Origin of the sequence: Amycolatopsis sp., from assembly GCF_036008905.1 — a bacterium.
Taxonomy (GTDB): domain Bacteria; phylum Actinomycetota; class Actinomycetes; order Mycobacteriales; family Pseudonocardiaceae; genus Amycolatopsis.
This window is the reverse complement of record NZ_DASYMU010000071.1, coordinates 15,654-42,378: the sequence shown is the minus strand read 5'-3', so window position 1 is coordinate 42,378 and position 26,725 is coordinate 15,654. Positions and strand designations below refer to the sequence as shown.

General features: G+C 67.8%; 29 protein-coding genes. 15 read left to right on the top strand and 14 right to left on the bottom strand.

All coding sequences use genetic code 11. The features are described 5' to 3' along the window. Window positions 1-4: 4 nt before the first annotated feature. On the bottom strand, window positions 5-1,333 hold the full coding sequence (locus tag VGP60_RS13790; RefSeq protein ID WP_327548368.1) for an MFS transporter: 1,329 nt from the start codon (window positions 1,331-1,333) through the stop codon (window positions 5-7). Window positions 1,334-1,446: 113 nt separating this feature from the next. Between VGP60_RS13790 and VGP60_RS13785 the strand changes: the two genes are divergently transcribed. Beyond that, entirely contained in the window at window positions 1,447-2,136 is a 690-nt protein-coding gene (locus VGP60_RS13785) for a DUF2848 domain-containing protein (protein ID WP_327548367.1), read from the top strand. Between the two features lie 90 nt (window positions 2,137-2,226). Then, complete coding sequence (locus VGP60_RS13780; protein ID WP_327548366.1) at window positions 2,227-2,949, top strand: VIT family protein; 723 nt, start codon at window positions 2,227-2,229, stop codon at window positions 2,947-2,949. On the opposite strand, the gene VGP60_RS13775 is transcribed toward VGP60_RS13780, so the two are convergent. After that, the gene (locus VGP60_RS13775) at window positions 2,946-4,406 is read right to left on the bottom strand and encodes a peptide MFS transporter (RefSeq protein ID WP_414640345.1); all 1,461 of its coding nucleotides are present in this window, start codon (window positions 4,404-4,406) and stop codon (window positions 2,946-2,948) included. The genes VGP60_RS13780 and VGP60_RS13775 overlap by 4 nt on opposite strands. Window positions 4,407-4,578: 172 nt before the next feature. Here VGP60_RS13775 and nhaA point away from each other — a divergent pair, with 172 nt between their 5' ends. From nhaA to VGP60_RS13760, 3 genes are read left to right on the top strand one after another with little or no spacing between them, the layout of a single operon-like run. Beyond that, window positions 4,579-5,778 (top strand): Na+/H+ antiporter NhaA, encoded by a 1,200-nt coding sequence (gene nhaA, locus VGP60_RS13770; RefSeq protein ID WP_327548364.1) that lies wholly within the window; start codon window positions 4,579-4,581, stop codon window positions 5,776-5,778. Window positions 5,779-5,835: 57 nt separating this feature from the next. Continuing rightward, entirely contained in the window at window positions 5,836-6,327 is a 492-nt protein-coding gene (locus VGP60_RS13765) for a phage holin family protein (RefSeq protein WP_327548363.1), read from the top strand. A gap of 23 nt (window positions 6,328-6,350) precedes the next feature. After that, window positions 6,351-7,289, top strand: coding sequence for an alpha/beta hydrolase (locus VGP60_RS13760; protein ID WP_327548362.1), 939 nt, complete (start codon window positions 6,351-6,353; stop codon window positions 7,287-7,289). Window positions 7,290-7,400: 111 nt separating this feature from the next. Here the strand turns inward: VGP60_RS13760 and VGP60_RS13755 are convergent, their stop codons facing one another. The 4 genes from VGP60_RS13755 to nth are packed head-to-tail and all read right to left on the bottom strand — an operon-like array spanning window position 7,401 to window position 10,598. After that, window positions 7,401-8,576, bottom strand: coding sequence for a MarP family serine protease (locus tag VGP60_RS13755; protein ID WP_327548361.1), 1,176 nt, complete (start codon window positions 8,574-8,576; stop codon window positions 7,401-7,403). Next, on the bottom strand, window positions 8,573-9,307 hold the full coding sequence (locus VGP60_RS13750) for a CoA pyrophosphatase (RefSeq protein ID WP_327548360.1): 735 nt from the start codon (window positions 9,305-9,307) through the stop codon (window positions 8,573-8,575). Before VGP60_RS13750 ends, VGP60_RS13755 begins: the two co-directional genes overlap by 4 nt. Then, on the bottom strand, window positions 9,304-9,897 hold the full coding sequence (locus VGP60_RS13745) for a TlpA disulfide reductase family protein (protein WP_327548359.1): 594 nt from the start codon (window positions 9,895-9,897) through the stop codon (window positions 9,304-9,306). The genes VGP60_RS13750 and VGP60_RS13745 overlap by 4 nt, the downstream gene beginning before the upstream one ends. After that, window positions 9,894-10,598, bottom strand: a complete 705-nt coding sequence (gene nth, locus VGP60_RS13740) for an endonuclease III (RefSeq protein ID WP_327548392.1) — start codon at window positions 10,596-10,598, stop codon at window positions 9,894-9,896. Before nth ends, VGP60_RS13745 begins: the two co-directional genes overlap by 4 nt. A 202-nt stretch (window positions 10,599-10,800) precedes the next feature. On the opposite strand from nth, the gene VGP60_RS13735 reads away from it, so the two are divergent. The 4 genes from VGP60_RS13735 to VGP60_RS13720 all read left to right on the top strand — a co-directional run bounded on the left by VGP60_RS13735 (window position 10,801) and on the right by VGP60_RS13720 (window position 14,736). Continuing rightward, window positions 10,801-11,052, top strand: coding sequence for a hypothetical protein (locus VGP60_RS13735; RefSeq protein WP_327548358.1), 252 nt, complete (start codon window positions 10,801-10,803; stop codon window positions 11,050-11,052). Between the two features lie 156 nt (window positions 11,053-11,208). After that, on the top strand, window positions 11,209-11,883 hold the full coding sequence (locus tag VGP60_RS13730; RefSeq protein WP_003081747.1) for a Crp/Fnr family transcriptional regulator: 675 nt from the start codon (window positions 11,209-11,211) through the stop codon (window positions 11,881-11,883). Window positions 11,884-12,356: 473 nt separating this feature from the next. After that, entirely contained in the window at window positions 12,357-13,625 is a 1,269-nt protein-coding gene (locus tag VGP60_RS13725; protein WP_327548357.1) for an MFS transporter, read from the top strand. Between the two features lie 37 nt (window positions 13,626-13,662). After that, window positions 13,663-14,736 (top strand): DNA polymerase III subunit beta, encoded by a 1,074-nt coding sequence (locus tag VGP60_RS13720; RefSeq protein WP_327548356.1) that lies wholly within the window; start codon window positions 13,663-13,665, stop codon window positions 14,734-14,736. A gap of 27 nt (window positions 14,737-14,763) precedes the next feature. Here the strand turns inward: VGP60_RS13720 and VGP60_RS13715 are convergent, their stop codons facing one another. The 7 genes from VGP60_RS13715 to VGP60_RS13685 form a co-directional block, all read right to left on the bottom strand. Next, the gene (locus VGP60_RS13715; protein WP_327548355.1) at window positions 14,764-15,033 is read right to left on the bottom strand and encodes a glutaredoxin domain-containing protein; all 270 of its coding nucleotides are present in this window, start codon (window positions 15,031-15,033) and stop codon (window positions 14,764-14,766) included. Next, complete coding sequence (locus VGP60_RS13710) at window positions 15,030-15,800, bottom strand: MBL fold metallo-hydrolase (RefSeq protein WP_327548354.1); 771 nt, start codon at window positions 15,798-15,800, stop codon at window positions 15,030-15,032. The genes VGP60_RS13715 and VGP60_RS13710 overlap by 4 nt, the downstream gene beginning before the upstream one ends. Continuing rightward, on the bottom strand, window positions 15,797-16,579 hold the full coding sequence (locus VGP60_RS13705; protein WP_327548391.1) for an NUDIX hydrolase: 783 nt from the start codon (window positions 16,577-16,579) through the stop codon (window positions 15,797-15,799). Before VGP60_RS13705 ends, VGP60_RS13710 begins: the two co-directional genes overlap by 4 nt. Before the next feature lie 66 nt (window positions 16,580-16,645). Continuing rightward, the gene (locus VGP60_RS13700) at window positions 16,646-17,809 is read right to left on the bottom strand and encodes a hypothetical protein (RefSeq protein WP_327548353.1); all 1,164 of its coding nucleotides are present in this window, start codon (window positions 17,807-17,809) and stop codon (window positions 16,646-16,648) included. A gap of 38 nt (window positions 17,810-17,847) precedes the next feature. After that, on the bottom strand, window positions 17,848-18,477 hold the full coding sequence (locus VGP60_RS13695) for a hypothetical protein (RefSeq protein WP_327548352.1): 630 nt from the start codon (window positions 18,475-18,477) through the stop codon (window positions 17,848-17,850). Next, window positions 18,477-18,932 carry a RidA family protein gene (locus VGP60_RS13690; RefSeq protein WP_327548351.1) on the bottom strand — a complete coding sequence of 152 codons (456 nt, stop codon included), beginning with the start codon at window positions 18,930-18,932 and terminating at the stop codon, window positions 18,477-18,479. Before VGP60_RS13690 ends, VGP60_RS13695 begins: the two co-directional genes overlap by 1 nt. 62 nt (window positions 18,933-18,994) lie before the next feature. Continuing rightward, window positions 18,995-19,156 carry a hypothetical protein gene (locus VGP60_RS13685; protein WP_327548350.1) on the bottom strand — a complete coding sequence of 54 codons (162 nt, stop codon included), beginning with the start codon at window positions 19,154-19,156 and terminating at the stop codon, window positions 18,995-18,997. 172 nt (window positions 19,157-19,328) lie between these two features. On the opposite strand from VGP60_RS13685, the gene VGP60_RS13680 reads away from it, so the two are divergent. From VGP60_RS13680 to VGP60_RS13660, 5 genes are all read left to right on the top strand, one after another. Next, window positions 19,329-20,201, top strand: a complete 873-nt coding sequence (locus tag VGP60_RS13680) for an esterase/lipase family protein (RefSeq protein WP_327548349.1) — start codon at window positions 19,329-19,331, stop codon at window positions 20,199-20,201. 72 nt (window positions 20,202-20,273) lie between these two features. Beyond that, window positions 20,274-21,218 carry a lipase gene (locus tag VGP60_RS13675; protein ID WP_327548348.1) on the top strand — a complete coding sequence of 315 codons (945 nt, stop codon included), beginning with the start codon at window positions 20,274-20,276 and terminating at the stop codon, window positions 21,216-21,218. A gap of 192 nt (window positions 21,219-21,410) precedes the next feature. Beyond that, window positions 21,411-21,659 carry a hypothetical protein gene (locus VGP60_RS13670; RefSeq protein ID WP_327548347.1) on the top strand — a complete coding sequence of 83 codons (249 nt, stop codon included), beginning with the start codon at window positions 21,411-21,413 and terminating at the stop codon, window positions 21,657-21,659. 21 nt (window positions 21,660-21,680) lie between these two features. Continuing rightward, window positions 21,681-22,685 (top strand): ArsA family ATPase, encoded by a 1,005-nt coding sequence (locus tag VGP60_RS13665; RefSeq protein WP_327548346.1) that lies wholly within the window; start codon window positions 21,681-21,683, stop codon window positions 22,683-22,685. After that, entirely contained in the window at window positions 22,685-23,809 is a 1,125-nt protein-coding gene (locus tag VGP60_RS13660; protein WP_327548345.1) for an ArsA family ATPase, read from the top strand. The genes VGP60_RS13665 and VGP60_RS13660 overlap by 1 nt, the downstream gene beginning before the upstream one ends. A gap of 40 nt (window positions 23,810-23,849) precedes the next feature. Here the strand turns inward: VGP60_RS13660 and VGP60_RS13655 are convergent, their stop codons facing one another. Next, a complete protein-coding gene (locus VGP60_RS13655; RefSeq protein WP_327548344.1) occupies window positions 23,850-24,140 on the bottom strand; it encodes a WhiB family transcriptional regulator in 291 nt (96 codons plus the stop codon). A 366-nt stretch (window positions 24,141-24,506) separates the two neighbouring features. Between VGP60_RS13655 and VGP60_RS13650 the strand changes: the two genes are divergently transcribed. After that, window positions 24,507-26,678 carry a transglycosylase domain-containing protein gene (locus VGP60_RS13650; RefSeq protein ID WP_327548343.1) on the top strand — a complete coding sequence of 724 codons (2,172 nt, stop codon included), beginning with the start codon at window positions 24,507-24,509 and terminating at the stop codon, window positions 26,676-26,678. Window positions 26,679-26,725: the final 47 nt, after the last annotated feature.

Below are 26,725 nucleotides of genomic sequence, written 5' to 3'. Positions count from 1 at the left end.
GTTCTCACACAGTCTGCTGTTTTTGGGTTGTCACAGGTAGCTCGTCGTACTCGGATTCGTCCGGGTCGTGGGCCAGCACCACACCGACGATGCTCACGACAGCGGTCACGCCGACGTAGATCGCGAGCGGGACCCAGGTCCCGAACCCGGCCAGCAGCGCGGTGAACAGCAGCGGCGCCACCGCACCACCGACGACACCGGCGAGCGTGTACGCCAGCGAGCTGCCGGTGTAGCGCAGCCGGGCCGAGAACTGCTCGGTGACGAGCGCCGCCTGCGGGCCGTAGAGCGCCGCGTGGATGACCAGCGCGATCACGATGCCGAACACCACCGCGAGGAACGAGCCACTGCTCGCCATCGGGAAGAACACGAACGGCCAGACCCCCGCGGCGATCGTGCCGAAGAGGTACATCTTGCGCCGGTTGATCCGGTCGGACAGCGCGCCGGCCAGCGGCATGAGCACCAGCTGCAGCGCGGAGCCGATCATGACCGCGGCCAGGCCCTCACCGCGGGACATGTCGAGTTCGGTGGTCATGTACGTCAGCACGAAAACGGTGAACAACGCGTAGAGCACGTCCGGGCAGACCCGCACGAGCACACCGGAGATCAGCGCACGGCGTTCGGTGCGGAAGACCTCCGAGATCGGCGCCTTCGGTACGTCACCGCGCTCCGCGATCCGTTTGAACACCGGGGTTTCTTCGAGCTTGAGCCGGATCCAGAGGCCGAACCCGACGAGCACGCCGGACAGCAGGAACGCGATCCGCCAGCCCCAGGAGTTGAACTGCGCCTCGGTGAGCAACACCGCGAGTGCCGCGAGGACACCGTTGGCGAGCAGGTTTCCGGCTGGCGGGCCGATTTGCGCGGCGGACGCCCAAAACCCGCGTTTCCGTGGATCACCGAACTCGCTCGAGAGCAACACTGCGCCGCCCCACTCACCGCCGATGCCGACACCCTGGGCGAAGCGCAACGTCACGAGCAGAACCGCCGCGAACCAGCCGATGCTTTGGTACGTCGGCAAAACACCGATCAGGAAGGTCGCCGTGCCGGTCAGCAGGAGCGTGATCACCAGGATCCGCTTGCGGCCGATGACGTCACCGAGCCTGCCGAACACGAACCCGCCGAGCGGCCGCGCGAGATAACCGACGGCGTAGGTGGAGAACGCCGCGAGCGTGCCCGCGAGTTTGTCGCCCGATGGAAAGAACAGGTCGCCGAACAAGGTGGCGGCGGCGACCGAGTAGGCCGCGAAGTCGTACCACTCGAGCGCCGTCCCGGACAGACTCGCCGCGAACGCCCGCCGCAGCGACCGCCTGTCCACCGTTTCTCCCGGAGAAGTCATCGCTCACATCCCGTCTCACCGCTGACTTTCGTGGTAATACTGGTTGTATACAGCGTGCATGCGCAAGCCCCGGCTTGTAAACAAGCGACGTAACCCCTGGTGAGGAGCCGTAAATGACCAGTCAGCCCGAGCTCACGTTCACGCTCCCCGATGGTTCGCAGGTGACCACGACCGTCCGAACCCTGCTCAACGCGGGCTACGCGGGCCGCGACCAGGAAGGGGTCGCGGCGCATATCGCCGAGCTCGCCGAACTGGGCGTCCCGGCACCGACGGTGACGCCCGCCCTCTATCCGGTTTCGCCCTACCTTGCCAGCCAGACCGACGAAGTGCCCGCTCAGCACGACCGCACCTCCGGCGAAGCGGAGTGGGCCCTCGTCATCACCGGCCCCGCCTCCGAAGACGTCCTGCTGACCGCCGCCTGCGACCACACCGACCGCAAGCTCGAGGTCCACGGCGTCGCGTGGAGCAAGAACGCCGGCCCGGACGTGCTGGCCCGCAAGGCTTGGCGACTCGTCGACGTCGAAGACCGGCTCGACGATCTGACGCTGCGCGCGTGGGTCGGCGACACAGAGATCCAGAACGGCAAGCTCGCCGAGCTGCTGGCGCCGTCGTACTGGCTGGACGTCCTGCGCGTGCGTGGGCTTTACGAGCCGGGTGTCGTGCTGATCTCCGGCACCATCCCGATGCACCCGGGCGTCGACCAGTTCGCCGACTCGTGGCGCGTCGAGCTGGCGGACCCGTCGAACGGCGAAACCATCGAACTCGCCTACCAAGTCCGTCGTCTCCCCGACCCGATCGGCTGATTAGGTTGGGCACTACTCGATAAGGATTGCCTCAATTTCCCTGGAATGGACGGAATAGCAATTCCGTCCATTCCATGTTCCACTTATAGTGTGACCGAAACTCGGGATGCACTCGCCCACGCACATGAACCGCACGAGAACGTCAGCGGCAAGCTGAACTGGCTGCGCGCCGGCGTTCTCGGTGCCAACGACGGGATCGTGTCCGTCGCGGGCATCGTCGTCGGCGTCGCCGGAGCCACCTCCGACGCCAAGGTCATTCTCACGGCCGGAATTGCCGGCTTGGTCGCCGGCGCGCTTTCCATGGCGGGCGGCGAGTACGTCTCCGTGAGCACTCAGCGCGATACCGAACGCGCGATGCTCCAGCTCGAGAAGTACGAGCTGAAAACAATGCCGGAGGCGGAAGAACGCGAGCTCGCCGAGATCTACGAGGACAAGGGACTCTCCCCTGAACTCGCCAAGCAGGTCGCCAAGGAACTGACCGCGAAGGACCCGTTGCAGGCACACGCCGACGCGGAGCTGCGAATCGACCCGGACAACCTGACCAGTCCGTGGCAGGCGGCGTGGGCGTCACTGGTCTCGTTCACCGTCGGGGCGCTGCTGCCGTTGCTGGCCATCGGATTGCCGCCGGTTTCGTACCGCGTCTGGGCGTGCGCGGCAGCCGTCGCGGTCGGCCTCGCGCTGACCGGGTTGATCAGCGCGAGGCTCGGCGACGCGGCCACCCGCCCGGCAATCCTGCGCAACATCGGCGTCGGCGCGCTGACCATGCTCGTGACCTACTACGTGGGTGTGCTCTTCGGCGTGACCGTCGGCTAGCGGACGCCGGCCATCAACTTCCGGATGACCGGCGCGAGCAGGGCGAGCAGCACGCCGATGCCGACGGCCACCCCGCCGATGATGCCGAAGTACGGCACCTCGTTCGCCGGGTCGTAGTACTTCGCCAGCGAGCCGGACAACGCCGTGCCGAGCGAGATCGACAGGAAGAACAACGCGACCATCTGCGTGCGGAACGCTTCCGGCGCCAGCTTCGTCGACAGCGACAGGCCAACCGGCGAGAGCAGCAACTCGGCGAGCGTGAACATCAGCAGGATGCCGACGAGCGCGAGCAGCGGCGCACTGCCGGGAGCGCCGTTGGCGGAGAACAGGAACAGCAGGAACGCGACCCCCATCAGCGCGGTGCCGAGCGCGAACTTGATCGGCGTCGACGGCTGGCGCGAGCCGAGTTTCGTCCACACCACGGCCATCACCGGCGCGAGCACGATGATGAACACCGGGTTGATCGACTGCACCCACGACACCGGGAACTCCCAGCCGAACAGGTTCCGGTCCAGCCGCTCGTCGGAGTAGACCGCCACCACGGTGAACTGCTGCTGGTACAGCGCCCAGAACGCGGCGCTGGCGATGAACATCGGGATGAACGAGAACACCCGGCTGCGCTCGACCGAGGTGACCTTCTTGCTGCTCAAGATCAGCGCGAAGTACGCGATGCTGGCGACCACAACGACCCCGACGGTGACGTTCGAGAGGTTGGCAGCGGTGACGAGCCCGGTCAGGATCGCCACGACGATGACCACGATCACCGCGCCGACGACGCCGATCATCTTCGGCCGCCCGGACGCGGGCAGCGGGTTCGGCACCACACTCGCCTGTTCGCCGAGGTTCTTACGCCCCAAGGTGTACTGGACCAGACCGAGCGCCATACCGATCGCGGCGAGCCCGAACCCGAGATGGAAACCGACCTCCGACTGGGCCAGGCCGGTGAGCAGCGGACCGACGAACGCCCCGAGGTTGATGCCCATGTAGAACAGCGAGAACCCGCCGTCGCGCCGCTCGTCCTTCTCGGCGTAGAGCGTCCCGACGATGGCCGACGCGTTGCCCTTGAGGCCACCACTGCCGAGCGCCACGCAGGTGAGGCCGACGCCGAGGCCGACGAAACCGGGCAGCACAGCCAGACTCACGTGCCCGACCATGATCAGGATCGCGCTGTAGAACAGCGTGCGCTCAGAGCCGATGAGCCTGTCGGCCACCCAGGCGCCGACGATCGTCGACAGGTACACCAGGCCGCCGTACGCGCCGACGACGCTGACCGCGGTGGCCTGCGGCATCGCGAGGCCGCCCTCGCTGACTTGGTAGTACAGGTAGATCGTCAGGATCCCCTGCATGCCGTAGAAGGAGAAGCGTTCCCACAACTCGACGCCGAAGAGGTTCGCCAGTCCTCGCGGATGTCCGAAAAACCTCGTGTCGCGCTGGACCTCGCTAGGAGTACTCACCACTCGCCCGTCTTCCTGTTATGGACAACGTTGTCAGTTCACATACTAAGAGCCCTCTTGGTAAACGCGCGACCGGCCCGAACAGGGCCGCTCGGGTAAGATCGGGAATAAGGTGCGCCGGGAAGCCTGGTCGGCAACAGTGTTCGTGTTGCCCAGACCAACCCCGTGGAGCGCCGTGACCCAAGCCAGCCGTCCAGCCAAAGCCGTCGCCGAATTCGCGCGGTATCTGCGCACCGAAACCACCGGCGGGGTCATCCTGCTGGTCGCCACCGCGATCGCGCTGATCTGGGCGAATTCACCGCTCGACGACGTCTACCGCGCGATCCGCGACTTCGAACTCGGCCCGGCGTTCCTGCACCTGGACCTCTCGATCGGCGACTGGGCCAAGGACGGCCTGCTCGCGATCTTCTTCTTCGTCGCCGGGCTGGAACTCAAACGGGAACTCGTCGTCGGCGAGTTGTCCAAGCTCAAGCAGGCCGTACTGCCGGTGGTCGCGGCGATCGGCGGCATGATCGTGCCCGCGTTGCTGGCGTTGAGCATCGGCTGGGGCGCCCCGGGGATCGACCGCGCGTGGGCCATTCCCGTCGCGACCGACATCGCCTTCGCGCTCGGCGTGCTCGCGCTGACGGCGTCGAACCTGCCCAGCAGCGCCCGGGTCTTCCTGCTTTCGCTGGCGGTGGTGGACGACCTCGGCGCGATCCTCGTCATCGCGGTCCTGTTCACCGCGAGCTTCGACCTCGTCGCCGGCGCGGTCGCCATCGTCGCGCTGCTGCTCTACGCCTACCTGCAACACCGGCGCGTCCGCTCGGCGTGGCTCTATGTCCCGCTCGCGTTGATCACCTGGGTCGCGGTGCACTCGGCGGGGATCCACGCGACGATCGCCGGGGTCGCGCTCGGCCTGCTGACGCGGGTCCGCGCGGACGAAGGCGAGCAGGAAGCTCCGGCGATCCGGCTGGAACACCGGCTGCAGCCGTGGTCCGCGGCCGTCGCGGTGCCGCTGTTCGCGTTGTTCGCCGCGGGCATTCAGATCAGTGGCGACTCACTCGGCGCGGTGTTCACCACCGCGCTGCCGCTCGCGGTGATGATCGGGCTCGTCTTCGGCAAGGTCGTCGGCATCTTCGGCGCGAGCGTGCTGGCGGTGAAGTTCAAGATCGCCGACAAACCCACCGGCGTCGGCTGGCGGGACATCGGCGCGTTGTCACTGCTCGGCGGGGTCGGATTCACCGTCAGTTTGCTGATCGCGGACCTCGCGCTCGACGGGGAAGCCAGTGAGCAGGCCAAAACCGCGGTGCTGATCGCGTCGGCCGTCGCCTCGCTCGGTGCGGCCGCGCTGCTGCTCCGCCGGAGCCGCGCACACGCCGGGGTTGAAGAATGATCGGTCCACACGCGAGTCCACCGAGCCAGGGAAAGCGACACGTGGCACGATGGCCCGGTGAGCAGCCCCAAGCACCAACGCAACGACCCCGACGGCGTGGGGGCCGTGCCGTACATCCCACTTACCCCGGATGACGGCACAGGTGATGGCGACAAGTCGATCGGCAAGCTGGTCAGCGACGCGACCCAGCACATGTCGACGCTGGTCCGCGCCGAGGTCGAGCTGGCGAAGTCCGAGCTGGTCGGCGAAGCGAAGAAGGCCGTCAAGGGCGCCATCTACTTCGTGATCGCGCTGGTGATCGCGCTCTACAGCTCCTTCTTCCTCTTCTTCTTCCTGGGCGAGCTGCTGTCCGTCTGGCTGCAGCGCTGGGCCGCGTTCGGCATCGTGTTCCTGCTGATGCTGGTGGCGGCGGGCGCGGCCGGGTTCCTCGGCTACCGGAAGATGAAGAAGCTGAAGGCGCCCGAGCGCACGATAGACAGCTTCAAGGACACGGCCGCGGCGCTCAAACCAGGTCGCAACACCGAGGACACTCCCTCGGTCAGCGCCTGAGCGACCGGTCCGTCACCGTAGCTGTGCAGGCGACACCGGATCCGTCCATCGTCCGGATCGACGGCCCGTGGACGCATCGCGACGTCTCCGCCAACGGCATCCGGCTGCATATCGCCGAGCTCGGCAGTGGCCCGATGGTGGTGCTGCTGCACGGATTCGGCGAGTTCTGGTGGACCTGGCGTCATCAGATGACGGCCTTGGCCGACGCGGGATACCGAGCCGTCGCCGTGGATCTCCGCGGCTGCGGGGACTCCGACAAGCCGCCGCGCGGTTATGACGCGTGGACGCTCGCCGGCGACGTCGCCGGGCTGATCAAGTCGCTCGGCGCGCGCAAAGCCCATCTCGTCGGGCATTCCTGGGGCGGCATGCTGGCGTTGACCGCCGCGGCCCTGCACCCACGCGTGGTCGATTCGGTCAGCGTGCTCGGCGCGGCGCATCCGCTGGCCCTGAAATCCGCGATCTCCACGACCGCGGTCCGGCGCAAACGCACCAACCAGGCCCGCGCGATCGGGCACCTCTTCCGGTTCCAGGTCCCGATTGCGCCCGAGCGGTGGCTCGTCAAAGATGACGCCGCCGCACTGGAATCGCTGCTCCGCCGATGGTCCGGTCCACAGTGGACAAAGACCAGCGACTTCACCGAGACGTCGAGGACCTTCCGCCAGGCGATGCTGGTGCCGGGTGTCGCGCACAGCTCTTTGGAGTACTACCGCTGGGCGTTCCGCGCGCAGTTCCGCGGTGAAGGCCGCCGTTTTTCCGACGCCGTCGGCACCCGTGTTGCCGCCCGTGTGCTCCAGCTCCATGGCGACGCGGACACCTGTGTGCTACCGGAAACCGCGCGGGCGTCCGCGCCCTGGCTCGGGCCGCACTCGACACTCCAGACCTGGCCGGGCATCGGCCATTTCCCGCACCTGGAAGCACCCGAACACACCAGCTCCGCGTTGACGGAGTTCCTCCGCAAGTGATACCCCGCGTCCGCAACTACCGCCATCTGTCGACAGATGGCGAAGGTCGTTCAGGGCATCCCACAACACGCCACATTTGCCTTACCCATCAAATAGAACACTTGACGGGAATCAGGACGCGCAGGGACCGGTGCCCACTTCGGAACTTTGCGCGGGCGCGGCCTCGGCTTCGGATCGCACCTGGTTCGCGGTCAGCGTGAAGCCGGTGTCCGGATCTTCGACGGCCGCGCCGAACACCACGCCGATCACGTTCCCGGCCGGGTCGACCATCGGGCCGCCGGAGTTGCCGCTGCGGATCGCCGCGCGCACGGTGAAAACGTCCCGCTGCACGGTTTTCGACGCGTAGATGTCCGGCCCGCGCAGGTTGATGCGGCCGCGGAGCCGGGCGGGCGTGGCGGTGTACGGGCCGTCGAGCGGGTAGCCGAGCACGATCGCGCTGTCCCCGGCCTGCGCCTCGACGTCGGACAGTGGCAACGGTTTCGCCTGCAGCCGCGGCACCGCGAGCACGGCGATATCGACGTCAGGGTTGAAGTAGACGACCCGCGCCGGGAGCCTGCTGCCGGCGGTTTCGATGGCGACCTCGTCGGTGCCCGCGACGACATGCGCGTTGGTCATCACCCGCTGCGGCGCGACGACGAACCCGCTGCCTTCCAGCGAACGTGAGCACGAAGTGGCGTTGCCACGGATCTTCACCACGCTGGAGCGCAGTTCGCCGACGATGCCGCTCTTCTGCAGCGCGGTGTCCGGCGGGCCGATGTCGGCCGAAGGCGCCTTTTGAAACGGGTCCAAAAAGGAGACGAAGCCCGACTCGTCGAGCAGCTTGCGCAGATCCGTCGGCAGGCTTCGCGCGGCTTCCGGCATCGCGTCGTTGACCCCGCCCAGCACCACGGAGTTCTTGATCGGCTTCGCCAGCCCCGGCACCGCCGTCAACGGGGTCGCGATCATCCACGCGATGACGAACACGACCGCTGCCTGCACGATCGCGCCGAGTGTCTTGTCGATCCCGGACAGCTTCTCCGGGTTGATCTTCTGCCGCAGCTTGCGCCCGGTCCAGACGCCGAGCGTCTCCCCGATCGCGACCAGGAACACCACGGTGGCCACGGCGAAGGCGACCTTCGCGGCGGGATTGGTGAACAGCTCCACCACCAGCGGCGCGAGCTGGATCCCGGCTATCGCGCCCAGGATCACCCCGACCAGCGAGGGCAGCGCGATGATCACGCCCTGGAACGCGCCGGACACCGCCGCGAGTACCGCCAGCAACAGCACCAGCACGTCGACCCAATTCAAGGTGGTTCTACTCCCTGTTCGTCGCGCTCCGCCTCGAGTGTGGCGGCGACCCTCGCTTCGTGGTCCGACAACGCTACGTCAAGATCGCGGACGTCGTCGCGGTCCCACTCCCGTTCCCAGCCGCCCAGCGAGAGCAGAGCCGAGAGCAGGCCCGCGGTGAAGCCCCAGACGAACATGCCGTCGACGGAGAACGCGGGGCCACGGTAGCCGGTGCCGAGCTTGGTGATCTGGAACCGGTTGGCCGGGTCGACCAGGTCCGCGATCGCGACCCTCGCCACCGACGCCGTCTCGCCGAAGTCGACCGCGCGGACCGGGGACGACTTCTCCCAGTGCGCCAGTACGGGCGTGACGGAGAACCGGGACACCGGCACGAACAGCTCGGGCAGGATCGCCAGCGGCCGCACGCCCGCCGGGTCGACGCCGGTTTCCTCCTCGGCCTCGCGCAACGCCGTGCCGACCGGGCCGCCGTCGCCCTCGTCGGCGCCGCCGCCGGGGAACGCGACCTGGCCGGCATGCGAGCCGAGGGTGTCGGCGCGGCGCAGCAGCAGGACGTCCGGCCCGGAGACACGCTCGCCCAGCAGGATCAGCACGGCCGCCGGGCGGGTGACCATGCCCGCGGGCGGGCTGAGCCGGGTGAACGCCTTCGAGTCCAGCGTGTCGCTGACTTGGACGAGCGGCCGCAGCCACGGCGGCACGGTGTCGAGCTCGACGAGCGGGCCGATCTCGGTCATCGGATTCCCTCCACGGCGAGCCGCACCTGGTCGGTGTTCTCGAACAGCCGCGGGTTCGAAATGAACCGCACCTGCCCGTCGGCGGTGACCAGATAGGACGCGGGCAGGGACGGCGGCACCTTCAGTGCCTTCCTGATCGGGCCGGTGTCGCCCTTGCCGTCGTAAACCCCGGGGAGGTGGACGCCGAGCGCGGCGAGCAGCTCCAGGCCGTCCGAGGCGCCGCTGGCGACCTGCACGGTCAGCACGGGCGTCGCGCCGGGCTGCGCGGCGTACGCGTTCAGCACGGGGAGTTCGGTCTTGCAGGGCGCGCACCAGGTCGCCCAGACGTTGATCAGCGTTTCGTGGCCCGCGAGCGCGGTGCCGAGATCGGCCGTCGAGCCGTCACCGAGGCATTCGGCCGAGACCCCGCGCAGCTGCGGCACCTCACCCGTCCCCTGTGGACACGCGACCAGGGCGGCTTTGGCCCGTGCCGGGCCGAGATCCTCCGTGGCCTTGGCAGGCGCGGAGTCGTCGCCACGCGGCAGCAGCGCGACGATCAGCGCCAATACCAGCACGGCAACGGCGACCGCCCACTTGGTCAACGTGGTCAACGCTGCTCCACCATGGCGAGCAGGTGGTCCCGCTCTTCACCTTTGACCAGCTTGGCGGCGGTTTCGAAGTCGGTGGGCCCGGTGCCGAAGGACGGGCACTCCTTGGCCAGCGGGCACGCGCCGCACGCGGGCTTCTTGGCGTGGCAGACGCGGCGGCCGTGAAAAATCACCCGGTGTGACAGGAGTGTCCACTCTTTGCGAGGAATCAGTTCACCGATCGCGTGCTCGACCTTCACCGGGTCTTCGAGGTCGGTCCAGCCCCAGCGGCGGACCAGCCGGCCGAAGTGGGTGTCCACGGTGATCCCCGGCACACCGAAGGCGTCGCCGAGCACCACGTTCGCCGTCTTCCGGCCGACGCCGGGCAGCTTGACGAGCTCCTCGAGCTTGCCGGGCACCTCGCCGTCGTAGTCCTCGACGAGCTTCGCGCCGAGGCCCATCAGCGAATTGGCCTTGGCGCGGTAGAAGCCCGTCCGCCGGATGAGTTCCTCCAGCTCGGTGCGGTCGGCACCGGCGTAGTCGGCGGCCGTGCGGTAGCGCTTGAACAGGGCGGGCGTGGCCAGGTTGACGCCCTTGTCGGTGCTCTGGGCGGACAGCACGACGGCGACGAGCAGCTCCAGCGGAGTGGTGAAATCCAGCTCGCAATGGGCGCCCGGATATGCCTCGTCGAGGCAACGCTTGATGCGCCTTGCGCGTCTTACCAGGGAAAGACGGCTCTCGTCCTCGAACTTTCGGGGACGGGGGTTCCCCTTCCGGGGGGCGCTACTGACACCTGGCGGCACCCCGTTAGCCTACGGAAGCCATTGGGCGAGCTTGTGGGGAGCACCCGCGGGTCGCCGCCCGACACGCCGCCCGCACCTGATTTGGCGCGATGACTTAGCCGCCATGAGCGAGGATCCGGAGTCTATGACTGTCTGGTTCGTAGTACTGGTGCCGTTAGTAATCATGTTCTTCGCGCTGTTCATGGAGCGTGTGGAGAGCAGGCTCCGCCATGTCGCGGTGCAGGAGAACGAGGTCGAAGAGTTCCTCGAGCAAGCTCAGCCGAACGAGGTGAAGGCGCTCTACGGGCACGGCATCGGCCGCGCTCTGGAGCTGTTCCGGCTGCGCCGGCTCGGCGGTCGAGCGGCCAAGCTGCGGACACGACGCGTGCGAGACTAGGCTCCACGGTCGGGTGAGATCATTTCCGGTGGTCGCCGCTGTTCGGCGCGCCACCGGGCGATCTCACGCGCACGACATAGACTGCAGTTTAGTGATCGGCGGCACGCTCCTCACAGGTGAGGATCGCGGTCGTCTCTCGACGAGGAGGCACCCGAGGTGGATGAAACCCTGGCCCGCGCTGGCATATTCCAGGGTGTGGAGCCGGCAGCCGCCGAGGCGCTGGCACAGACGTTGGAAAGCGTCGAATTTCCGCGCGGACACGTCATCTTCAACGAGGGTGAGCCCGGAGACAAGCTCTACATCATCCAGTCCGGCAAGGTGAAGATCGGCCGCAAGTCGCCCGACGGCAGGGAGAACCTGCTCGGGATCTTCGGCCCGTCGGACATGTTCGGCGAGCTCTCGATCTTCGACCCCGGGCCCCGTACGTCCAGCGCCACGACCGTGACCGAGGTCCGCGCCGTGACGATGGACCGCCCGGCCCTGCGCCAGTGGATCTCCACCCGGCCCGAGATCGCCGAGCAACTGCTCCGCGTCGTCGCGCGCCGGCTGCGCCGGACCAACAACATGGTCGCGGAACTGATCTTCACCGACGTCCCCGGCCGGGTCGCGCGTGCGCTGCTGCAGCTCGCGCAGCGGTTCGGCAGCCAGGAAGCCGGTCTCCTGCGGGTCACGCACGACCTGACCCAGGAAGAGATCGCCCAGTACGTCGGCGCTTCCCGCGAGACCGTCAACAAGGCGCTCGCGGACTTCGCCCACCGTGGCTGGCTGCGGCTCGAAGGCAAGAGTGTGCTGATCCTGGACCCGGAGCGCCTGGCCCGTCGCGCCCGATAGTTCTCTGAAAAGGCTCGTGCCCTGACCGCGCTCGCGGTCAGGGCATGAGCCTTTTTGCGCACTTGGCGAGAAACTGCCGGGTCGGACGGTGGCCTGCTTTGCCGTGGACATGACGAAGGGCCGGGCGCCACCCCCGACGTGGCGCACCGGCCCTTCGCTGTGCGCAGGCCATCCCCCGACGGCTAGCGCTCCCCACCCTCCGGACCTAAGGCCCCGACCCGTCTCCGGAGGGAGTTGAAAATGCGTGTGGTCTTACAACCATCGCACGGCCCCTACGTACAACTTCAAGGCCTTTCACTCTCTAAAGACGCTATCCGCTGAGATTCGTTGCCAGAAAAACCCTGAGTTCGACAGAGCGTTACACAACCGAGACCGAATGGCGCAGTATTACTGCATCCGTGCAGCTCATGGTGACGCACCTGACCGGGGAGATAACTGGTACTGCCGTACCAAAGTGAGGCATACTGGTACTCGTGTCCCAGTCCTCGCCCCAGCACGCCGAATCCCGCACCACGCTCGCCGACTATCGCACCGCGCTGACCGCTCCCGGTTCGCGCGCTCCCGCCGTCGCATCGCTCTTCGCCCGGCTCCCGATCGCGATGATCGGCATCTCCGCGTTGCTCTACGTCCAGCGCGAAACGGGTTCGTTCGCCACGGCCGGGCTGGTTTCCGCGGGCACGCTGGTGGGTGTCGCCGTCGGCGCGGTCATCCAGGGCAGGCTGATCGACCGGTTCGGGCCCACCCGGCCGCTCATCACCTCGGCCGCGCTGTTCTCCATCGCGACGACGATTCTGATCCTCGCCATCGAAAGCCACCTGCCGACAATGCCGCTCGTCGCGCTGGCCTTCGCCACCGGACTGACCGAGCCGATGGTGGGCTCGGCGTCCCGCGCGATCTGGGCGCGGCTGCTGCCTGCCGGACCAGCGCGCAACGCGGCGTTCTCGTACGAGGCCATCAGCATGGAGGTCTTCTTCATTCTCGGGCCGGGGTTCGCCGGTGTGCTCATCGCCGCGCCTTGGGCCGGGACCGGCATGGTCGTCGGCACCCTGTTCATGGTCGTGGGCTCCGTGGTCTTCGCACTGAGCCCGGCGGTACGGGATTGGGGTCCCGCGAAGGCAGGCGGCCGGAAGCTTCTAGGCGCGCTCGCCAGCCCCGGGATGCGCACCCTGGCGCTCGCCGTCCTCGGCTTCGGCATGGTGATCGGCTTCGTCGAGGTCGCCGTGCCCGCCGCCGCGACGAACGCCGGCCACGCGCCCGTCGGTGGCCTGCTGCTGTCGGCGTGGTCGGTCAGCTCGGTCGCGTTCGGCGTGGCGTACAGCCTGCGTCCGTGGCCGCGGCGGATGAACCTGCGCCTGCCGGTCCTGCTGCTGGCGTTCGGTGTCCTGGTCGCATTGCTGGCGCTGCCGACGTCGCTCTGGGCGCTCGCGTTCGCCATGCTCGCGGCCGGCGCGCTGATCACCCCGCAGTCGACCACCCACTCGGCGATGATCGAACTGGTCGCGCCGAAGGGAACGGCCGCCGAGGCGTTCGGCTGGGTGCTGACCGCGGTGACGCTGGGCCTCGCCTTCGGGCAGTCGATCAGCGGCTACCTCGTCGAACACAGCGGCCCGCCCGCCGCGTTCCTGGCGGCCGGGGTCATGGGCGTCATCGTCGCCGGGCTCGTGTGGCTGCTTCGCGGCAGCCTGCGCACGCCCGACTCCGAGATCGTCACCGAGTCAGAACTTGTTGGTGCCGCTCGGTAATCGCGGTTTTGTCGGTGGGGGCCGGTAGGTTCCGCGAATGGACCTCACCGCCTCCACCCGCACGCTGGCCACCGCCGTTTCCGAGGCGGCCCGGCTGCTTCCCGGCACCCTCGCGAGCGTGCTGCTGCGCGCCGACGCGAGCGGCCTGACGCTTGCCGGTGCCGACAGCGAGCGCTCGGTCCGGCTGGCCTGCGAGGCGAACGTGCACCTCGACGGCAGCGCCGCCGTGCCCGTCGCGCCGCTCGCCGAGACGTTGCGCATGCTCGACACGCCGCTCGTTTCGTTGGCCATCGAAGGCTCCCGCCTGGCCGTGCGCGTCAACGGCGCGCGATTTGCGCTGCCGCTGCTGGACGAATCGCTGCACCCCGGCGTGACGGGTCCGCCCGCCAAGGTGGCCGAGGTCGACGGCGCCGCGCTGGCGACGGCGTTGCGCACGGTCGCCGGGACGGCGTCGCGCGACGACTCGCTGCCGCTGTTCACCGGCGTGCGGCTGCACATCGCCGACGGACGGCTGAACCTCGTGGCGTCGGACCGCTACCGGATGGCCGTCGCGAAACTGCCGCTGCTGATGTCCGAAGGCGAGCTGGACGCCCTCGTCCCGGCCGCGCTGCTGGTCGAAGCGGGCAGGCAGGCCAAGGGCGTGGTCGGGCTCCACACCGAGCACACCAGGTTCGGCCTGAGCTGGGCCGGGAGCGCGGTCACCACGGCGGTACTCGACGGCGGTTTCCTCTCGGAAAACACGATCAACACCTCCACCGTGGACACCACCGTCGAGGTCCGCGCCGACGTCCTCGCCGCCGCGGTGCGCCGCGTCGGCCTGTTCGCCGAAAGCCGCCGGATCCTGACGCTGGAAGTCGGCGACAGCCAAGTACGGCTCGCCAGCGCCAAGCAGGACGCCGGGGAAGCGGAGGAGACGATCAAGGCGAACGTGCTGGGCGGCCGCACCTCGCCGTCATTCCAGGCGCGCTACCTGCTCGACGCACTCCAGCCGTTCGGGAGCTCCGAGGTCAGCCTCGCGATCCAGCCCGGCCTGCGCGCCACGGTCGTCCGCGCGGTGGATCCCGGGGAAGTGGAACTGACGTACTTCGTGATGCCCACGGTGACGCGCTGACCGCGCCGTACCCCAGGAACCGCGCGGTCAGGACTTCTCGAGCAGCTCCGGAGCCTCCTCGCGCACGGCGGCTTCGATCTCCGCGAAGCTCGGGTTGATCAGGGCCTGGGTACCGATGAACACCGTGGGCACGATCTCGTTGCCATCGGCGACGCCACGGACGCGGGCGGCGGCGTCGGGGTCTTCCCAGATGTTGACCTCGCGGACGGGCAGTCCACTGGCCATCAGCGGGCGGCGCAGGGCGCTGCAGAAGCCGCAGCCGGGCCGCCAGTAGAACTCGATTTCCAGTGCACTCACGCGCCGGTCTCCGATCGTAGGTATTCCAGTTGGGCCTGCACGCTCCATTCCGCGGGCAGCCAGAGCGACTGGTCCACGTCGGCGTACACGAGCTCGACGATCTGGCGCGCGGTGGCGTCTTCGCCGAGCTCACTCAAGGCGGAACGCACCTGGTCGAGCCGCTGTTCCCGATGGGCCAGATATTCGCGCGCGGTGGCGGCGAGATCGGGGAGTTCGGGGCCGTGGCCGGGGAGGCCGAGGATGCCGTCGGGCAGCTCGATCAGGGAGCGCAGAGTGCGGAGGTAGTCGCCGAGGTCGTGGAGCACGGTGGTGCCGCGGCCGAGCACGGTGTCGCCGGTCAGCATCGTGTCGTCGATCCGGAGTGACACCGAGTCGGCCGTGTGCCCGGGGGTGTGGACGACCTGGATTTCCAATCCTCCCGCCGAAATCACCTCACCGTCCACAATGGACCCGGCGCCGCTGCACAGTGCCGGGTCGAACGCGCGGACCGGCGCGCCGACTCGCTCGGCGAGCCAAGGGGCACCCTCGGCGTGGTCGGGATGGTGGTGGGTAAGGAGAATCAGCTCGACGGGGCCGACGTCGACCAGTCCTCGCAAATGGTCGGCATCCTCGTGGCCGGGGTCCACGACCACGCGGCCGAGAGAGCCGGGGGCGTTGAGGACCCAGCTGTTGGTGCCTTCCAACGTCATCGACGACGGGTTGTTCTCCAGCAGCACCGAAGCGATCGGCGAGACCTCGCGCAGGATTCCGTAGGCAGGCTCACTCATTGCGACTCCATGACGACTCGCACCTTGTCGCCTTCGCGGACCAGGGTCGGGATGATCGGCCGGATCTTGCGTTCCGCGGACAGCGCGTCTTCGGCGGTGGCGTACTCGCCGAGTTCGCTCAGCGTCATCCAGGTCGGCGGCATCAGCGTGCGACGGCCCTGCTGCGCGTCGGCGATGGCGTCGTCGGGCCGCTGCCAGCCGGAGCTGTCGGCCTCGGTGGTCTTGCCGTCGGCGTCCTGCCCGTCCGGCAGGGTCGCGACGAAGAATCGTGTGTCGTAGCGGCGCGGCTCCGGCACCGGGGTGATCCAGTTCGCCCACGGCCGCAACAGGTCCGCGCGCAGCGTCAGCCCGGCTTCGGCCAGGAAGGCGGCGAGCGAAAGCTCCCTCGACACCAGCGCCTGCCGGGCGTACCCGTAAGGCGCGGTGTCCTTGACGATTCCCGCGTCGGTCGCGGCGAGCAGTACCCCGGATTCTTCGAAGGTCTCCCGTACGGCAGCGCACACCAGCGCCCGCGCGAGCGACTCGTCGCAGCCGAACCACTCGGCCCATTGACTCGGCGGCGGTCCGGCCCAGCTGATCGACGCGTCGGCGTCACGCCGGTCGACGCCGCCACCGGGGAACACGGTCATCCCACCGGCGAACGGCATCCCGGCCACCCGGTGCTGCAGGAACACCTCGAGGCCGCCGGCACCGTCATGCAGGAGCATGACGGTCGCGGCGTCCTTCGGTGTCACCGGCGGGCCGTCCTGCTGTGCCCGCAGCGGCACCTCGAAAGTCATCTCACTCGGTAGTTCAGCCACGCTCGAAACATACGCCCGCGGCAAACCGTCCTGGAGAGACGTGAATCACGCGCCCGCGTAACCGTCCGCCCAGCCGCGCTGTTCCGGACCGCGGGAGGCGCCGTTGGTGGCCCGGATCTTCGCGGCCTCCTCACGCTCGCGCTCGGCGAGTTCGGCGTGCAGTTCACGCAGGAGCGCACGATCGCGCTCGCTCAGCGCCGGGTCGTCGAGGTCGAGTGCGGGCAGTTCGACGACCTCGTGCATGCCGGCCTTGCCCGCGACGATCTCGCGCCCCTTCTCCGGGTCCTCCGCCAGCGCCCGGCGAAGCTGCTTGACCTCGTCGGAGGACAGCTCCGAAGTCCGCTCGGCGCGTGTTTCCGGCGCCGGCTCGGGCGCGGGCGCCCGGGAGACGACCGGCACGACCGGCGTCGGCGGCGGCGGAGTGGACGACGACGCTGCCGAGGCCGCGCGCAGACCATGACGGCTGCTCTCGGCCTTCGACGTCTTCGCCGGTACCGCCTTTTCGACGGCGGGCTTGGGCTTGACGTCCGATTCGAACGAGTCGAACGTCGGCGCGCTGGGCAGCGTGTTGCTCGACGAAGACGCGGTGCCCGTCACCCAGACGGGACTCGCGGCCAGACCGGCCGCGTGGTGGTACTCCGAATGCCGCGCGCCGGGGCCACTGACCTCGACGACGGCCCGGATGCCCGCCCGCCGCAACGCGGTGTCGACGCGGAACGCGACCGCCGGAGGATTGCCGTCGGGGCCGATCTCGACCAGTACGACCCGCTGCGGCAACGCGCCGGGAACACTGCCTGCCGGCGTGTTGCGCCAGACGGCGTGCACCGACCGCACGTCCGGGAGGACGTGCAGTGTGCGGTCCAAAGCTTCGCTGACGCCGGACTCGGGCGTGCCCTCACCGGTGAACCGGTGGGTCAGCGCGGGTTCGGCCTCATCGATGATGAGCTCGTTGGCCAGCGTCGCGTCCGACCTGCTCATCTCGAGCACCAGAGCCAGCTCGCGCTGCTCGGTCGACCGCACCGGGATGCGACCGGCGATCAGCGTGCCCGTGGTGAGCTCGACCGCTTCGTCGAGATGGGCGCGGGCGATCAGCTCACGTGCCTCGGTCAGCGCGGTGTCATCGATGCGGCCCGCGAGGGCCAGCAACAGATTGTGCAACCGCAGTGGAACCGAAAACCCGTCGAGCGACGGACCCTCGTTGACCTCCATATGCCCTGCTCCCTCCCAGCTCGCTGGAGGAGCGAGCGTTAAGCGGCAACCAGCCGATTGCCGGTGTCCACGGCGCCGACGCACACGAGCTCGGAGCTCGCGAGCGCACCATGGTGATAGCCGGACAGTTCGAAACGCGGAGGGAGGACCTCGACACTGGGTTCTTCGTCGCCCAGCACGCGCAGCACTCGCTGCAGCTCGCCGGTCAGCCGCGGCAGTCCGGTCAATGCCGTCACCACCAGAACCCGCTTTGCCCCGCCCTCACCGGCCACACCACCGTGTCGCCAGCTTTGCCGCACTTCGCCCACATCCGGCCGACCACGCAACGTTGCGTGCAGCAAAACGGACACCGAATCGACGGAGTTAACCCATTCGGGTGCACTCTGGGTGAATGTGTACCTGGTCTCGGTGACGTCGTCCACCCCGAGGGTCGAACTGACCTGATGCCAATCGGCACCGTGGGGAATGAGACCCGCGACAAGCAGCCGGTACTCGGACTGATCAAGGTCGATCCTGTGCTTAAGCAAAGATCTTGGAAGGGTCCGCGCGAGCGTGCCCATCGCACCCTCGCCGAGCCAATCGCGGAAGCGCCACAGCAGCTGATCCGGGACGCGCCCGGCCAGCCGGATGAGCAGTTCATGACAAGCGTGCTCGATATCCGGATCCATCACTTCACCTCGACGATGAGTTCGACCTCTACAGGGGAGCCGATCGGCAGTTCGGCGACGCCGACGGCCGACCGCGCATGGATACCACTTTCTCCGAAGACCTCGCCGAGCAGCTCGGACGCCCCGTTGACGACAGCCGGCTGACCGGTGAAGCCCTCGGCGGACGCGACGAAGCCGACGACCTTGACCACGCGGACGACGTTATCGATCCCGACCAGTGCGTGCACGGCGGCGAGTGCGTTGAGCGCCGAAGTCCGCGCGTACTGCTTGGCTTCCTCGGGGCTGATCTCCGCGCCGACCTTGCCCGTCGCGGCGAGCTTGCCGTCCACGAAGGGCAGCTGGCCGGAGGTGTAGACGTGCGCGCCGCTCCGGACGGCCGGGACGTAGGCGGCCAGCGGCGCGGCGACGCCGGGAAGTTCGATACCGAGCTCGGCGAGCCGGGCGCTCCAGGTCATTGAAAACCTCTCAGCGGCGCGAAGCGCCTCGTTGGGGGGTGGTGGGCCTCTGCTCTGGAAACTCAGTTCTTGGGACGCTTGAGGTAGGCGACGTGCTGTTCACCGGTCGGGTTGGTCAGCACCGTGACCAGCTCCCAGCCATCGTCGCCCCACTGGTCGAGAATCTGCTTGGTGGCGTGGATCAGCAGCGGGACGGTCGCGTACTCCCATTTGGTGGCGCTCATAGCCGCGAGCGTAACCAAGCCGCCAACCCCGCCTGAGTACACGTTCGGGAAATCACCGTCAGTGACGACGGGTTACCCCGAGTCCACCCTGACGTGTCCCCGTCAACTCCCTCAATCTCAAACCGGCCACGACAGACTGGAGGGACACAAGGTCAAGCAGGGGGAATTCGTCGTGCGCAAGCAAAGTGCGGGCCTGATCACCGTCGCGATCCTGCTGGCGAGCCTGCTCACTCCGGCCTCGGCGAGCGCGCTGCTCGGTGTCAACGACTGGACCTGCCGCCCGAGTGCCGCACACCCGAAGCCGGTGGTGCTCGTGCACGGCACCGGGGACAACAAGGACTACACCTGGCGCGCGCTCGGGCCACAGCTGGCGGCGCGTGGATATTGCGTTTTTTCCTTGACCTACGGCGTTTTGCCGAACGCCCCGGTGGTCGACGACGTCGTCGGCGGGCTGACCCCGATCGAGTCCAGCGCCGGTGAGCTCAAGTCCTTTATAGACAAGGTCCGGCTCGCGACCGGCGAGGACAAGGTCGACATCGTCGGCTACTCACAGGGCACGATGGTGCCCACCTACTATGCCAAGTTCCTCAACGGCCGCAACAACATCGACGCCTACATCAGCCTGGCTCCGCTCTGGGACGGCACGAACCCGCTGGGCGTCGGCAGCACCTTCATGTTGTTACGCCTGCTCGGTTTCGGTGGCACGCTCGGTTCGATCGGCGACTGTATCGCCTGCCCGGAAATGCTTACGGGGTCGGACTTTCTGGCGAAAATCCGCGAAGGCGGCATCTTCCTTCCAGGGATCACTTACACGAACATCGTGACCAAACAGGACAACGTCATCTGGCCCTACACGAGCGGGCTCGGCGACGGCCCGAACGTCACCAACATCGTCCTGCAGGACACCTGCCCCGCCGACGAGGTGAACCACGTCGGCCTGGTGGTCGATCCGAACGCGCTCGGGCACGTGTTCAACGCGCTAGATCCGGCACACGCGGCACCGGTTCCCTGCGTCCCGATGGGACCCATTAGCCCAAGGCAGTGAACTTCACGCTAGATCATCACGAGTGTGGTTCACTTCACACCTACTGATGAGTAGCTAACTCTAGGAGTGGGCATGCGGACAATGAAGTCCCTGGTCACCGTCGCGCTGGCAGCAGCACTGGCGTTGGTCGCAGCACCCGGAGCACAGGCCGCCACGAGGTTGCCGGTGCCCTATAACTTCGCCCCGGGCGTCGCGCAGCAACTCGCCGCGCCCAACACCCCGCCGCCCGGCGCGAACAACTGGTCGTGCCGCCCGAGCGCGGCGCATCCGAACCCGGTGGTGCTCACCCACGGGCTCGGCGCCAACCAGACGGTGAACTGGGGGACCTTCAGCCCGCTGCTCGCCAACAACGGTTACTGCGTGTTCTCCCTGACCTACGGCGTTCCCGGCGACCCGCTGCCGGTGTACCAGCCGGGCGGGCTGGCGCCGATGGAAGAGAGCGCGGCCGAACTCTCGCTGTTCGTCGACAAGGTGCTCGCGAAAACCGGAGCGTCCAAAGTGGACATCCTCGGTCACTCCGAGGGCACGCTGATGCCCAACTACTACGTCAAGTTCCTCGGCGGCGCGGCCAAAGTGGACAAGTACGTCGGCCTGACCCCGCTGTGGGACGGCACCACGCTCTACGGCCTGTCCAACCTGTACCAGTTAATTTCCGGGCACGGCCTCCAGCCGGTCATCGACGGCGTCCTCAACCCGCTTTGCGGTTCGTGCAAACAGTTCCTGCACGGTTCGGACTTCCTGGCCAAGATGCGCAGCGGCGGTAGCGTCTTCGCGCCCGAGGTCACCTACACCAACATCGTGACGCGCTACGACGAACTCGTCGTGCCGTACACGAGCGGCCTCGGCACCGGTCCGAACGTGCACAACGTCGTCCTGCAGGACCGGTGCGTCCTGGACTTCGCCGAGCACCTCGGCGTCGCCGCGGATCGCAACGCCGCCCGGCACGTCCTCAACGCGCTCGACCCGGCCCACGCCCAGCCTGTCCCCTGCCTCCCCGCCGGCCCACTCGGGTCCTGACCCCTGGGTCAACCCCCGAATATGTCGACACTTTCCGAGGCTTCGAGCCTCAAAACATGTCGACATATTCGGGACCCGTGTGTCGCCTGAGACTGACGAGACTCCAGAGGCACCTAACTTCCGAATATGTCGACATGTTCGGAACCTCGTGGCACGAAAAGTTGTCGACATATTCCGGGCTAGCGTGGGGGTGTGGAGATTTGGCGGATCGTCGCGACGGGGCTGCTGGCGGTGTCCGGCGTGCTGATGGCGCTGATCGTGATGGCGAAGGTGCGCGACCGGACCGGTCGTTCCGGGGACGTCGCGATCGCCGGGGCCGTGACGTTCACCGCACTGGTGGTACTCGGTGTGCTGATGCTCACGGTGCTTCCGGGGGTCTTGACCTGGGTAATCGTAGCCGTGGTCGGCGCTGCGGTCAGCGTCATGGTGCTGGCCAGTTAGGACCTCAATTAGGGTGAAGAGGTGACGACTTCCCTTCCTGGCTGGACAGACGAGCTCGCCCGGGCGCGACTGCATTTCGTCAGCGGCAAGGGCGGGACGGGCAAGACCACGCTGGCCGCGTCACTGGCGCTCGCGCTGGCCCGCGGCGGACGGCGGGTGCTGCTGATCGAGGTCGAAGGCCGCCAGGGCATCGCGCAGCTCTTCGACACCGAGCCGCTGCCCTACGCCGAGCAGCGCATCGCGTCGGTCCCCGGCGGTGGTGAGCTGCGGGCGTTGCACATCGACGTCGAAGCGGCGCTCCTCGAATACTTCGACATGTTCTACAACCTCGGTTTCGCCGGGCGGACGCTGCGGCGGATGGGCGCGATCGAATTCGCGACCACGCTCGCGCCGGGCCTGCGTGACGTGCTCCTGACCGGGAAGATCAAGGAATGCGTCGGCCGGACCGAATCCGACGGACGCCACACCTATGACGCCGTGGTCGTCGATTCGCCGCCCACGGGCCGGGTCGTCAAGTTCCTCGACGTCACCAAGGCGCTGACCGACCTCGCCAAGACCGGTCCGATCCGCGGCCAGGCCGACGGTGTCGTCCGGCTGCTGCACTCCGGCGAGACGGCGGTGCATCTGGTGACGCTGCTGGAGGAAATGCCCGTGCGCGAGACCGTCGAGGCCGTCGCCGAACTGGACGGCGCCGACCTCCGCCCGGGAGCCGTGCTGGTGAACCGGGTCCGGCCCCCGCGCCTGCCCGCGCGCTCGATCACCGCGGCCGCGGACGGCCGTGTCGACGCTTCGCGAGTCCGCAATGGACTCGAATCCGCCGGGCTGACTCTGCCCGAGGGGGCATTGGACGCGCTCGTCGAAGAGACCGTCGAGCACGCCATCCGCGTCGCCGCCGAACAACGCGCACGCGAACAGCTCGCCGAGGCGGACCTCCCGACGCTGGAACTTCCGGACCTGACCGACGGCGTCGACGTCGCCGCGCTCTACGACCTGGCCGAGGCCTTGACCGACCAGGGAGTGCGCTGATGACCACGCTGGATGTCGACGCACTTATCGATGACCCGGCCACCCGCGTCATCGTCTGCTGCGGCTCGGGCGGGGTCGGCAAGACCACCACCGCCGCCGCGCTGGCCCTGCGCGCCGCCGAACGCGGCAGGCAGACCGTCGTGCTCACCATCGACCCGGCGCGCCGGCTCGCACAAGCGTTGGGGCTCAAGGAACTCGGCAACCATCCGCGTCAGGTCGTCGTCGAAGGCTTCGAGCCCAAGGGCGAGCTGTGGGCGATGATGCTGGACATGCGCCGCACCTTCGACGACATGGTGCGGGTGCACGCCGGGCCGGAGCGCGCCGAAGCGTTGCTCTCGAATCCCTTCTACCAGACCATTTCCACGTCGTTCTCCGGCACGCAGGAGTACATGGCGATGGAGAAGCTCGGCCAGCTCGCCGCGACCGACGACTGGGATCTGATCATCGTCGACACCCCGCCGAGCCGGTCCGCACTCGATTTCCTGGACGCGCCTTCGCGGCTTTCCAGCGCGCTAGACGGGCGGATGATCCGCCTGCTGACCGGACCGGGAAAGGTCGGCGGCCGCGGGCTGCGCAAGATGGTCACCGCCGGATTCACCATGTTCACGAAGGCCGTCTCGACGATCATCGGCGGGCAACTGCTGTCCGACGCGTCGGCGTTCATGCAGGCCTTCGACAGTATGTTCGGCGGATTCCGGGAGCGCGCCCGGAAAACGGCCGAGCTGCTCCGTTCGCAGGGCACTTCGTTCGTCGTCATCGCCGCGCCCGAGCCGGACGCGTTGCGCGAAGCGAGTTACTTCGTCGACCGGCTTTCGGAAGAATCCATGCCACTGGCCGGGCTGGTCGCGAACCGGACCCACCCGGTGCTGGCCAAGCTCTCCGGCCCTGAGGCGCTCGCCGCCGCGGATTCACTGGAAAACGGCGAGAAGAATTCGCCGCTGGCCGTGGCCGTCCTGCGGCTGCACGCGGACAGGGTCGCGCTCGCCGCCAGGGAAACGCGCCTGCTGGCCCGGTTCACCCGCGCGCACCCGGAGGTGCCGCTGGTGAAGGTGCCGGCGCTGCCCAGCGACGTGCACGACATCGGCGGCCTGCGCGATATCGGTGACCGCCTGGCCGGGTCGTGAGCGTCCGTCGGGTCATCCCGGCGAACCACCCACGTCCCGATCAACCCGCCGCGGGAGCGGATTCCCGTCGAGCCGAATCGAGCAGCTCGCGCCAATTCGCGACATCGGGACGGCGTCGCAGCAGGGCGCGCCGTTCCCGCTCGGTCATTCCGCCCCAGATACCGAAGTTGATCCTGCCGTCCAATGCCTCGGCGAGACATTCAGCTCTTACCGGGCACCCCATGCAGACTGTTTTGGCCCGGTTCTGCTCGGCGCCGCGAACGAACAGGCCATCCGGATCGGTGTCCCTGCACGATGCGTTCACACGCCAGCTCGACTGGTTGGTTTCCATGCCCCCAGCTCCCTCATCTGGTGTGAGATCCACCAGCGGGGTCACGAAGCCTTACGCTCCAGCCCCCGCGAGCGAATCTCCCTGCACTCACGTCCACGAAGAAACCCGGCACCTCCCAGCACCGGCCGCCGCGTATCGAATGAGTACGGATCTTTCGTACTCACCCGCACGCCGGCTCTTCTTCGTTTAGACGTTGACGGACTGTAGGGTCCCTCGGTTCCCACAGCCAAGCCTAGAATGCCGTCAGTTACCCGTTGTCACCACACCGGGCCTCTTTTGTAGTCACAGTGTGATCAATATGTAGTGGCAATCGCCCCAAAGGTGTGAGGTCACGACGGTCATACCCGTTCCGCGTACCCTGGGCCCGTGCGCAAAACGGACGGTCTACTCAAGCTCATAGGCCTTTGTGTACTCGCGGGGGTGCTCGTCGCGGGCGTGTTGTTCCCTGTCGCGGGTGCCGTGGGGGTCATGTCCAACCAGGCGAGCGACACTGTCGACCAGACGTCTTCGGACCTGGCCGACGTGCCTCCGCCGCTGGTGACAAGGGTCACAGACTCGGCGGGCACGCAGATCGCGACCCTCTACGAGCAGTACCGGCTTCCGGTGGTGGAGAGCCAGATCAACGACGCCATGAAGTGGGCGCTCGTCTCGGTGGAGGACAAGCGGTTCTACGACCACCACGGTGTCGACTGGAAGGGCACGCTGCGCGCGGCCGTCAGCAACGGCACCGGCGGCGACACCCAGGGCGCGTCGACCCTGACCCAGCAGTACGTGAAGAACTATTTGATCAACATTGTCTACCGCGGCGACAAGGTCGCGCAGAAGAAGGCCCAAGAGCAGTCGATCGCCCGGAAGCTCAAGGAAGCGCGGATCGCGATCCAGCTCGAAACCAAGATGACCAAGAACCAGGTCCTCACCGGCTATCTGAACGTCGTCGAATTCTCCCGCCAGATCTACGGCATCGGTGCCGCGGCGGAGGCGTACTTCAACACCACGCCGGAGAAGCTGACCGTGCCCCAGGCCGCGCTGCTCGCCGGCCTGGTGAACAACCCGGCCGTCTACGACCCGTGGAACAAGGTCACCGAATCCACGAAGCGGCGCAACCTGGTGCTGGACCGGATGGTCGAGAACCAGAAGCTCGACAAGGCCGACGCCGAGAAGTTCAAGCTCGAGCCGCTCGGCGTGGTCGAAGGCCGCCCGAACAAGCCCGCCGCGAACTGTGTCGGCGCGGGCCCCGAAGCCGGGTTCTTCTGCCAGTACGCCGAGGATTACCTGATCAAGTCGGGCATGACGCACGACCAGCTCTACACCGGTGGCCTCACCATCAAGACCACGCTGGACCAGAAGGCGAACCACGAAGCCAAAGCCTCCGCGGAAGCCCAGGTCGACAAGAACCAGAAGAACGTCGCGAACACGTTGTCACTGGTCCGGCCGGGAAAGAACCGGCACGAGGTGGTCGCCTTGGCGGCGAACCGGGACTACGGCACGGACTCGTCGAAGGGGCAGACTGTCTACGCCCTGCCGTCCGGCGTCTACAACACCGGTGGTGCGGGGTCGAGCTACAAGATCTTCACCACGGCCGCCGCGTTGAACCAGGGTGTCGCCGGGATCTACAGCGACATCGACGTGCCCGACACGTACACCTCGCGGGTCTTCACCGGTGGCGCCGACCGATGTCCGCCGACCGGACGGCCGTTGAACTCGCATTGGTACTGCCTCGGCAACGCCGGTGACTACAGCAAGTCCGGCGGGTCGATGACCATCCAGAACGCGCTGGCCACCTCGCCGAACACCGCGTTCGTCATCCTGGAAGAGAAGATCGGCAGCACCGGCCCGATCGTCGAGATGGCCAGCAAGCTCGGCATGCGCGAGACCATGGCCAGCAACCTCGGCGGTGGCACGGTGAAGCCGGAGTCGAAACTTCCCGGCGAGAACGTCAGCCAGACCGAAGCGTTCGGTCCGAAGGGCAAGAACCCCGGCAACGGTTCGTTCACCCTCGGCCCTGCCCCGCTGAGCGGCCTGGAACTGGGCAACGTGGCCGCGACCATCCTCAGCGGCGGCGTCTGGTGCCCACCAACGCCGATCGCCGCGGTCACCGACCGCAGCGGCCAGCCGGTGCCGATCAAGGAAGCCGCCTGCGAGCAGGTGGTGCCGGAAGGCCTCGCCAACACCCTCGCGGTCGGCCTCAGCAAGGACGACCAGGGCGGCGGCACCTCCTCCGTCGCGGCCAAGAACGTCAACTGGACCCGGCCCGCCATCGGCAAGACCGGCACCAGCCAGAACAACGGCTCGGCGACCTTCGTCGGCGGCACGCCGCAGCTGGCCGGAGCGGCCATGGTCTTCCGGCCGGAAGGCGGCACCGGCGGCCTCTGCTATCGCGACGTGGGCAACGTGAGCGTCACTGGTTGCCAAAACATGTTCGGTGGCAAGACTCCGGCACAGACGTTCTTTGGCGCGGTGTCGAAGATCCTCGAAGGCCAGGAACCGCTGCCGTTGCCCGGTCCGGACCCGCAGTACATGGGCGGCGCGGCTCGTTAGCCCGTCGCACGGTCGTGAGTGTTTCGCGGGCTTAGAAACCCGCGAAA